General features: G+C 72.6%; 9 protein-coding genes. 5 read left to right on the top strand and 4 right to left on the bottom strand.

Going from position 1 to position 9,633, the window contains the following annotated elements:
- Positions 1–90 precede the first annotated feature (90 nt).
- From KME77_RS23215 to KME77_RS23205, 3 genes are all read right to left on the bottom strand, one after another.
- Positions 91–360, bottom strand: coding sequence for a hypothetical protein (locus KME77_RS23215; protein ID WP_219471049.1), 270 nt, complete (start codon positions 358–360; stop codon positions 91–93).
- A 97-nt stretch (positions 361–457) separates the two neighbouring features.
- On the bottom strand, positions 458–1,342 hold the full coding sequence (locus tag KME77_RS23210) for an acyl-CoA thioesterase (protein WP_219471048.1): 885 nt from the start codon (positions 1,340–1,342) through the stop codon (positions 458–460).
- Positions 1,343–1,426: 84 nt separating this feature from the next.
- Positions 1,427–3,460: an ATP-dependent DNA helicase UvrD2 gene (locus tag KME77_RS23205; protein ID WP_308250846.1), complete on the bottom strand. Its 2,034-nt coding sequence runs from the start codon at positions 3,458–3,460 to the stop codon at positions 1,427–1,429.
- 155 nt (positions 3,461–3,615) lie between these two features.
- Here KME77_RS23205 and KME77_RS23200 point away from each other — a divergent pair, with 155 nt between their 5' ends.
- Together KME77_RS23200 and KME77_RS23195 are read left to right on the top strand one after the other, a co-directional pair.
- Positions 3,616–4,542 (top strand): alpha/beta hydrolase, encoded by a 927-nt coding sequence (locus tag KME77_RS23200; protein WP_308250845.1) that lies wholly within the window; start codon positions 3,616–3,618, stop codon positions 4,540–4,542.
- Between the two features lie 76 nt (positions 4,543–4,618).
- Entirely contained in the window at positions 4,619–4,867 is a 249-nt protein-coding gene (locus tag KME77_RS23195; RefSeq protein ID WP_219471045.1) for a glutaredoxin domain-containing protein, read from the top strand.
- A gap of 11 nt (positions 4,868–4,878) precedes the next feature.
- On the opposite strand, the gene nudC is transcribed toward KME77_RS23195, so the two are convergent.
- Entirely contained in the window at positions 4,879–5,853 is a 975-nt protein-coding gene (nudC, locus tag KME77_RS23190; RefSeq protein ID WP_308250844.1) for an NAD(+) diphosphatase, read from the bottom strand.
- A 135-nt stretch (positions 5,854–5,988) separates the two neighbouring features.
- On the opposite strand from nudC, the gene KME77_RS23185 reads away from it, so the two are divergent.
- The 3 genes from KME77_RS23185 to KME77_RS23175 form a co-directional block, all read left to right on the top strand.
- The gene (locus KME77_RS23185) at positions 5,989–7,125 is read left to right on the top strand and encodes an ATP-grasp domain-containing protein (RefSeq protein ID WP_219471043.1); all 1,137 of its coding nucleotides are present in this window, start codon (positions 5,989–5,991) and stop codon (positions 7,123–7,125) included.
- Positions 7,126–7,163: 38 nt separating this feature from the next.
- On the top strand, positions 7,164–8,663 hold the full coding sequence (locus KME77_RS23180; protein ID WP_308250843.1) for an IucA/IucC family protein: 1,500 nt from the start codon (positions 7,164–7,166) through the stop codon (positions 8,661–8,663).
- The coding region (locus KME77_RS23175) for an IucA/IucC family protein (RefSeq protein ID WP_219471041.1) at positions 8,664–9,633 on the top strand (970 nt) is incomplete at its 3' end.

Raw genomic sequence — 9,633 nt, 5'->3', positions numbered from 1 at the left:
GGGCACCTCGTAGGTGGTCGGGGGTCGCGGACAAACAAAGAGGCCGCGGATCCGTCTGCGGATCCGCGGCCTGGAGGCGATGTGTGCCGGTCAGGTTGTGACCGGTCTATCCCTCCAGGGTTGCGGACCGCGCAGTCCACCCTTGGTGATCTGCTGGGTCGGCACTTCACTGGCTGCGACATAGGCGGGAGCGCTCGGGGCAGCGGCGGCACCGAAGTGCGCGAACGCGTGCGCGTTGGACTCCTGGCTACGGGCAGACTTCTCCTGCCGCAGCTTGGCCGGCCCATCGACGAGCCTCACCAGGTCACGGCATGCGAAGGCGAGCCACGGCGTGGCAGCCGACATCTCGATGCTGATCACTGGGACTCACCTCCACTCATTGGTTCGTCGGACAGGACTGTCCGACTCGCTTGACCATGACCCTAAACCGCGAGCCCGCGAACGGGCAACATATTTTCTAGCTGCGATTTTGTGTCTTTTTCACGCGGATCATGGCCTCCTGGACGACCGAGACGACGAGGTCACCGGACGCTGTGAACATCTCACCGCGAGCAAGCCCCCTCGCTCCCCCCGACCAGGGTGCCTCCTGAGCATAGAGCAACCAGTCGTCGGCCCTGAAGGGCCGGTGGAACCACATGGCGTGGTCGAGTGAGGCTCCCTGCACCTGGGAGGCGCCGTACGCCATGCCGTGCGCGAGCATGATCGTGTCGACCAGCGTGAAGTCCGACGCGTACGCGGCCAGCACCACGTGCAGGAGCGGGTCGTCGGGCAGCTCGGCGTGGTAGCGGAACCAGACGTTGGTCTGAGCGCTGCGCAGCTCGGGGTTCCGGAAGGCCTCCCACGTCAGCGGCGAGGCGTAACGCGCGTCCACCGGCCGCGGCTTGGACAGCCACTCCTTGTACTCGAGGTTGTCGCCCACCAGCTCCGTCATCCGCTCCTGGAACGTCGGCAGCGTCTCGGGATCGGGCACGACCGGCATCACGGACGCCTGGTGCTCCACGCCCTCCTCGAAGATGTGGAACGAGGCGGACATCGTGAAGATGGCCTTGCCGTGCTGGACCGCCTGGATGCGGCGGGTGGTGAAGGAACGGCCGTCGCGCAGCCGCTCGACGTTGTAGACGATCGGGATGGACGGGTCGCCGGGGCGGATGAAGTAGGCGTGCAGGGAGTGCACGTTCCGGTCCGACGGGACCGTACGACCGGCCGCGACCAGCGCCTGGGCGGCCACCTGACCGCCGAAGACGCGCTGGATGCGCTCCTCTGGGCTGCGTCCGCGGAAGATGTCCAGCTCGATCTGCTCAAGGTCCAGCAGGTCGAGCAGCTCCTTCAGCGCCTCGTTCACTAGCCCCCCTATTGATGAATGACCCTGTGGGGTCAAGTGTGGCGTGCCCCCGCGTCCGCACCAACCCGGCCGCGGAAGAGGGACTCATCCCCGGCACAGGGCCAGCACGGCCTCACCGTAGCGGTCCATCTTGACGCGGCCGATCCCCGCGATGGACAGCAGCTCCTGCTCGGTGGCCGGCGCCCGCTCGGCGATCGCCTGCAGCGTCACGTCGGTGAACACCACGTACGGGGGCACCTTCGCCTCCTTGGCGGTGGCGGTGCGCCAGGCCTTGAGCCGTTCGAGCAGCTCCTCGTCGTAGTCGGCCGGGCAGGTGGCGCAGCGCCCCAGCTTCTGCTCGGCCGCCGCCACCAGCGTCTTGGCGCAGACGCGGCAGCTCACCGGCGCGGCCACCTGGCGTCGCTCGCGCGGGCCGGACACGCTCACGGGAGCGGCGGCCCGCCCGGTCAGCCCGTCGAGGAAGCGGGAGGCCTTGCGGCTCTTGCGCCCCCCGGGCGCCCGCGCCAGGGCCCAGGAGATCGACAGGTGCTCGCGCGCCCGCGTCACCCCCACGTACAGGAGCCTGCGCTCCTCCTCGATCTGCTCCGCCGACTCGGCGTAGATGATGGGCAGCATCCCGTCGGTGACGCCCACCAGGAAGACGGCGTCCCACTCCAGGCCCTTGGCGGCGTGCAGGGAGGCCAGGGTGACGCCCTCGACGGGCGGGGCGTGCTGCTCGGCGGCCCGGCGTTCCAGCTCGGTGACGAACGCGGGCAGGTCGGCTCCCTCGGCGGCCATGTCCTCGGCGAGGTCGGCCAGCGCCCGCAGCGACTCCCACTTCTCGCGCGCCTTGCCGCCGCCGGCCGGGGCCGCGGGGGTCAGGCCGACGCCGGACAGGATGTGGTGGACCTCGGTGGCCAGCGGCTCGTGGGAGGCGGAACGGGCCGCGCCGCGCAGCAGGACGACCGCCTGGCGCACCTCCGGCCGCTCGAAGAAGCGCTCGGCGCCGCGCAGCACGTACGGGATGTCGGCCTTGGACAGGGCCTCCTCGTACGCCTGCGACTGGGAGTTGACCCGGAACAGCACCGCGATCTCGCGCGACGGGACGCCTTTGTCCATGAGCTTCCTGATGGCCCTGGCGACCCCGGCGGCCTCGGCGGGCTCGTCGTCGTGGTCGGCGAAGACCGGCCTGGGCCCGTCGGGACGCTGGGCGACCAGGTCGAGGCGGTGCGGGGAGCGGCCCTTGGCGATGACGAGGTTGGCCAGGTTGACCACCTGGGGGGTGGAGCGGTAGTCGCGGACCAGCTTGATGACCGCGGCCTTCGGGTACTCGACGGCGAAGCCGGTCAGGTAGCGGGGCGAGGCGCCGGTGAAGGAGTAGATGGTCTGGTTGGGGTCGCCGACCACGCACAGGTCGTCGCGGCCGCCGAGCCAGGTGTCGAGCAGCAGCTTCTGCAGCGGGTTGACGTCCTGGTACTCGTCCACGACGAAGTAGCGGTACTGCTGGCGGATCTGCGCGGCGACCTCCGCGTGCTCGGTCATCACCGCGGCCGTCAGCTCCAGGATCGTCTCGAAGTCGACCAGGTGGCGCTCGCGCCTGAGCCGCTCGTACGCCTCGTACAGGCGGGCCACCTCCTCGGCCGGGACGGGCGGGGTGCGGGAGGCCTTGGCGGCGGCAGCGGCGTAGTCTTCCGGGCCGACCTGGGTGACCTTGGCCCATTCGACCTCGGCCGCGATGTCCCGCAACTCGGACCGGTCCGGATTTTTCCGGATCTGGCGGCAGGCTTCGACGAGGAGCGGCAGCTTCGACTCGATCACCGAGGGCACCGCGCCGCCGATGACCCGCGGCCAGAAGTAGGTGAGCTGACGCAGCGCGGCAGCGTGGAACGTGCGCGCCTGCACCCCCGGCGCCCCCAGCGCCCGCAGCCGCTGCCGCAGCTCCCCCGCCGCCCGTGTGGTGAATGTCACCGCCAGCACGCCCGGCGCGTCGACGACCCCGGTGCGCACGGCGTGGGCGATCCTGTGGGTGATCGCCCTGGTCTTGCCCGTACCGGCCCCGGCCAGCACACATACGGGGCCGCGGGTGGTCTCGGCCACCTCACGCTGCTCGGGGTCGAGACCGGACAGGACGTCATCCACATCACTCACGTCTCAATCCTCCCAGTAGCTGGCGGTGGAGGCCTCCATTCTGGCAACATGCCGCCCGTCATCCGTTCATCGTCACCGAGATGCAAAGAACTGGTCTTTTCCCCCACAATGGGGCCCGACCACATGCATGGGGGAAAGGGAAGGCCGTGCGAATAGCGGTTCTCGCGAGCGCTGCCGCGCTGGCTGCCGTCGTCCTGACGCCGACGACGGCGCAGGCGGCGACCGCGGCGAAGGACCCCGTGCCAGGCCCCGCCGCCACCACCTCCCCCGACCCGTACGACCTGAGCGGCCTGTCCGCCGAGACCGTCTCGTACGCCTCGAACCGCCGCCAGGACATGGACGTCTGGTGGACCCAGGACGGCAGCAAGCGCCCCGGCGTCTTCCTCATCCACGGCGGCTGGTGGTCCAGCGGCGACAAGCGGCAGATGACCGAGATCGCCCGCACGTACGCGGCCCTGGGCTACACGGTCTTCAACCTCAACTACCGGCTCTCCGGCGACGCCGCCTGGCCCGCGCAGCGCGTGGACGCCCTGACCGCGATCTCCCTGGCGCGCAGGCACGCCCAGCGCTGGTCGTTCGACCCGGGCAACTACGTGGTGGTCGGCTTCTCGGCGGGCGGGCACATCGCGGCCGCGGTCGGCACCTACGGCAACGGGATCCGCGGGCTCAAGGGGGTCGTCGGGCTGTCGCCGATCATCTCGCCGCTGCGCGCCTACTCCGACGGAGCGCTGACCAACGACCCGTACAAGCGCAGGCTGCGCAACGCGGCGATCAGGCTGGCCGGCGGCTGCCATCCCAAGGGCAGGTGCTCGCGCGTGTGGGCCAGCATGGAGGTGGCCTGGCACGCCAGCCCCAAGGACGCGCCGATGCTGACCGTGCACTCGCAGCACGAGTTCGTGCCGCCCGTCCAGAGCGAGCTGCTCAAGCAGATGCTCGGCCAGGTGGGGGTGCCCGTGACGGTCGTCACCGCGCCGGGGATCTCGCACAGCGCGCCGCTCTACCGCGAGCCGGGGGTCGCCGAGCAGGTGCAGCAGTGGATCGGCGAGCACCTGGACGAACAGGTACAACGGTAAGAATCGGGGCCGGGATTACCCGGAGCCCCCGCATTGTTGCACCGAGCGCCTGCCTCACACCTCGAAGGGATCACCCATGGCGCTCACCGTCTACAGCACCACCTGGTGCGGCCCCTGCAAGCGGCTGAAGGCGCAGCTCGCGCGCGAGGGAATCGTCTTCGACGAGGTCGACATCGAGCGCGACTCCTCGGCCGCCGAGTTCGTGATGAGCGTCAACGGCGGCAACCAGGTGGTCCCGACCGTGGTGATCGAGACGCCCGCCGGGCGGTACGTGCGCACGAACCCGTCCGCCCTTGAGGTGAAGCGCCTGCTCGAAGCGGCCTGAGCCGCTCCTACTCACCAGTCGCCGGACAGCTGCCCGCCGTACCACGTCTCGATGAGGCGGCGGGCGATGGAGACCGCGGGCGGCAGGCGGATCTCGCCTGACCGCAGCGCGCCGACCAGCTCGTCGCGGGAGAACCAGCGGGCCTCGGCGATCTCCTCGGCGTCGGGGACCAGGTCGGTGGTCGTCGCGCGGGCGAAGAAGCCGAGCATCAGGCTGCGCGGGAACGGCCACGGCTGGCTGCCCAGGTAACGCGGCTCGACGACGGTGACGCCCACCTCCTCGGCCACCTCGCGCACCACCGCGTGCTCCAGCGACTCCCCCGGCTCCACGAAGCCGGCCAGGATCGACAGGCGGCCCTCGGGCCACTGGGGGCCGCGGGCGAGCAGGCAGCGGTCGTCGTCGTCGCGGACGAGCATGATCACGGCCGGGTCGACGCGCGGGAAGTGCTGGCTGGAGTCGATCGGGCAGACCCGGATGTGGCCGCCCGCCTGCACCTCGGTGCGGTGGCCGCAGCGCGGGCAGAACTCGTGCGTGGTGTGCCACGCCTCCAGCGCCACCGCGTACACCAGCAGGCCCGCGTCGCGATCGCCGAGCAGGCCGCCGACGTGGCGCAGGCCGGCGACGACCGTGTCGCCGTCGGCGGTGTCGCGCAGGCTCATCGGCATCGTGACGCGCCCGTTGACGTCGCCGGCGCGGGAGCCGGGCAGCGGCGCGGCGACCGCGAAATAGGCGGCCCCGTCCTGGACGCCCAGCAGGTAGCGCTCGCCGGGCGGCGCCTCGGCGGTGGTGCAGAGGACCGCCTCGACCTCCTCGCCCACGCGTCTGACCAGTGTCTGGCCCTGGTCGACGACCAGCACCCTGGTCTCCGGGGCCGCCCAGGCCCGTTCGAGCCAGGCGGCGTCCATCCGCAGCGCCGACGATCTGTCGATGGTGCCGCGTGCGAGGAGCAGCGGTCCTATCAGTTGCTCTTCCGCCCTCGTCTCCACGGGCCCCACCCTTCCCAAATCCCAAGTCATCCTATGGCCGCGGCCGATTGCCAGGTCTTGTACGCGAGATGATCTCCCAGGGACTAGGATCAGCGGCTTAGGTTAGCCTTACCTGATCCCCGGGGGTGCCTCGCGTTGCGGCTCTACCTGACCGCGCTCAAGCCAACCGATTCGGTGACCGACGGATTCCTGCCCGCTGCCCAGAAGCTGGGCTGCCATGTGACCGTGCTCACCGACCAGCCGGAACGGCATCCCGGCTCCGTACGGTGCGACGTGCGCGACCCGCGGGCGGTGATCGACGCGATCGAGCACCTCGGCAGGCCGGACGCGATCTTCTCCAACTCCGACCATCTGCAGGTGGAGACCGCGATGGCCGCCTCGTATCTCGGGCTGCCGGGCAAGGACTGGCGGGCGTGCCTGGCGGCCAAGAACAAGTTCCTGATGCGCCGGGCGCTCGCTGAGGCGGGAGTGGAACGGGTCCGGTCCGTACGCCTCGCGCCGGGCGACCCCGTGCCGGACGGGCTGCCGTACCCGCTGGTGGTCAAGCCGCGCGAAGGCGTCGCCAGCGAGGACGTCTCCCTCGTCGAGGACGACCTGGCCGGGGCGGTGGCCGCGGTCAGGAGCCGGCGGCCGGGCGAGGCCGTGGTCGTGGAGGAGTACCTGGAAGGGCCGCTGCGCACCCTTGAGACGCTCGGGGACGCCCGGACGACGAGGGTGCTCGGCGGGTTCGCGACGACGCTGGGGCCGCTGCCGCACTTCGTCGAGGAGCGGCTCGACTGGGCGCCCGGCGGGCCGCACGAGCACGTGCTGAAGGCGCTCGGCGCGCTCGGGGCGGGGTTCGGGGCGTGTCACACCGAGTACGTGGTCACGCCGGACGGGCCGCGGATCGTCGAGGTGAACTACCGGGTGATCGGCGACCACTGCGACTTCCTGCTCGGGGACGTGCTGGGGGTGCCGGTGTTCGAGTGGATCCTGCGGGCGCACCTCGGCGAGCCGGTGCCGGACGTGCCGGAGAGCCCGGGGCACGGGGCCGCGGTCAGCGTGGTCGCCGAGCGGTCCGGGACGATCACGGCGGGGCCGGGAGCGGCGGAGATCTCCGACGGCGAGGTCAGGCTGTGGCACCGGCCGCTGCGAGCGGTGGGGGACGTCGTCCGGCAGACCCATACCAACCGGGACTATCTCGGGGTGATCCGGGCCGTCGGGCCCGACCGCGCGCGGGTGGACGCGGCGATCGCCGCCTTCCGCGCCGCCCGGCCCTGGGTCGTGGAATGAGCCCCCGTCAGTCGTCCCTGCGCCACGAGGAGGCGCCCGTGAACCCGGCTGAGCCGTACCCGGGCTCGCGCGAGCCGTACCTGGCCGCGCGGGTGCTGGACGCGCTGCTGCGCGAGGACTACGGCGGGCTGTCGGGGCGGGTGGCCAGGACGCGCGAGGGCGTCGCGCTGACGCTGACCGGCGGGCGGCGGGTGCGGCTGGTGCCGGGGACGCTCTACCAGGACTTCGTGGTCGCGCCCGGCGAGAGGCTGACGCTCGGCGAGGTGCTCGGCACGCTGGCCGAGGTGGCCGACCCGGCCGACGCGCCGGGGGTGGCGGCGTTCGCGGACGAGTGCGCGCAGGCGCTGGCGGCGCTGGAGCTGCACGACGCGCACCGGGCCGAGGTGCTGGCCGGGCGGCCGTCGTACGAGTCGCTGGCGGCCTTCGTCGACCACCCGGTGTACCCGACGTCGCGGGCGCGGCTGGGGGTGCCCGCGGAGGCGTTGAGGGCGTACGCGCCGGAGTTCGCGCCCTCGTTCGAGCTGCGGTGGGCGGCGGTGCCGCGCCGCGCGCTGACCCCCGGAGCCGCGCCATGGCCGTACGCGGAGGCATCGGACGTCGGCCCCGACGAGGCGCTGTTCCCCGTGCATCCCCTGGCCGTGGACGAGGTGCGCGGGATCGGCGGGGTGCGGCTGCTGGAGGAGCCCTGGCGGACCGTACGCCCCACGCTGTCGATGCGGACCGTGGAGCTCGACGCCCGCACCCACCTCAAGCTGCCGCTGCCGGTCAGCACGCTGGGCGCGCGCAACCGGCGCTCGATCAAGCCGGGCACGCTGCGCGACGGCGCGCTGGCCGAGCTGCTGCTGCGGCGGCTGGCCGACCCGGACGTGCTGGTGGCCGACGAGCAGACGTACGCGCACACCGGTCACGAGTACCTGGCGTGGATGCTCAGGAGGCTGCCGGAGGGCCGCGTGGTGCCCGTGGCGGCGCTCAACGCGCCCGGCGTCCCGGTGGAGGCGGGCGACGTGCTGCCCGGCTACCTGCGGCTGCTGCTGCGCTGGAACGTGCGGCTGTTCGTGCGCTACGGCGTCGCGCTGGAGGCGCACCAGCAGAACCTGTCGCTGCTCTTCCAGGACGGCCGGATGAAGCTGCTGGTCAAGGACAACGACGGCCTGCTGGCCTCCCCGGCGAGGCTGGCGGCGGCGGGCGTGGAGGTGCCCGGCTTCGCCGACGAGCGGATGCTGACCGACGACCCGCACGCGCTGGCCGACGTGTTCGTGACGATCACGCTGCACCTGGCGGCGGCGGCCGTCGCGTTCGGGGCGCTGCCGCCCGGCCGGGCCGCGGCGCTGCTGCGCGGCACGCTGGCCGAGGCGCTCGACGAGCACGGCGACGACCCCATGGCCAGGCTGCTGCGGGCCAGGACGCTCGACGCGGCCAGGCTCACCGGCAAGTCGATGATCACCGCGGGCACCCTCGTGGCCAAGGAACGCTCCGGGGCCCGCGACGTCAACAAGTTCTACGGCACCAGCGGCCCCAACTATCTGAGGAGAGCTTGAATGCACGGTCTGGTCCTCGAGTCGCCTTCCGCGCTGGCCGAGGAGGCCACGCTGGCGGCCCTGCTGCGGTGCTGCGTGCGGGAGGTGGCCGGGCCGCGCGGGCTGGTGTGGCCGGCGCCGCCGTACGTGCTGCTGCGGGTCGCGGGGGTGCTGCTGCGGGCCCGTACGAGCGGCGGCGCGGCGCTGCGGTTCGAGGGGGCTCCGGAGCGCCTGGAGGACGGCTCCTGGCGCCCGCTGACCGCCGAGGAACTGGTCCGGCTGGCCGAGACCGATCTCGGCGGGCGGGACACGGCCGGGCGGCCGAACGGCGAGTTCGCCGCGCAGGTGGCCGCGAGCCGGGACGCGGTGGCGGCGATCCTGCGGGCCAGGGCGCAGGCGGAGCCGCCCGCGGACCCGTGGCTGGCCTCCGAGCAGGCGCTCGTCTACGGCCATCCGTTCCACCCGAGCCCCAAGTCGCGCGGCGGCGCCGACTGGCTGCGGTACGCCCCCGAGGCGCACGCCGAGTTCCCCGTCCGCCTGCTGGGCGTGCGCGACGACGCGGTGGTGGAGGAGGGCGACACGTCGGCGCTCGACGCGCTGGGCGAGGCGCCGGCCGGGCACCGGCTGCTGCCCGCGCACCCGTGGCAGCTCGACCTGCTCCGTCCCGCGCTCGGCGGCGCGCTGGTCGACCTGGGGCCGGGCCCGGCGGTGGTGCCGACCTCGTCGGTGCGGACCGTGTACGCGCCCGCCGTGGACGCGTGCCTGAAGTTCAGCCTGGACGTGCGGATCACCAACTGCGTGCGCAAGAACGCCTGGTACGAGCTGGCCGGAGCGGTCGAGCTGACCTCGCGGCTGCGGCCGGTGTTCGAGGCGGTGGCCGCCAGGCATCCGCGCACCCGGTGGCTGCCCGAGCCGGGCTACCGCTCGGCGGCGGGCCTGGTGGAGGGGCTCGGGGTGATCGTCAGGGACAGGCCGGCGCGGGTGTGCGCGC

The organism is Nonomuraea rhizosphaerae, assembly GCF_019396405.1.
Taxonomy (GTDB): Bacteria; Actinomycetota; Actinomycetes; order Streptosporangiales; family Streptosporangiaceae; genus Nonomuraea; species Nonomuraea rhizosphaerae.
This window is presented reverse-complemented; position numbering and strand designations above follow the sequence as displayed.

Bases quoted from the DNA above. Each gene is read 5' to 3' on its own strand.
- KME77_RS23195 (WP_219471045.1), top strand. From the start codon at position 4,619: ATGGCGCTCACCGTCTACAGCACCACCTGGTGCGGCCCCTGCAAGCGG.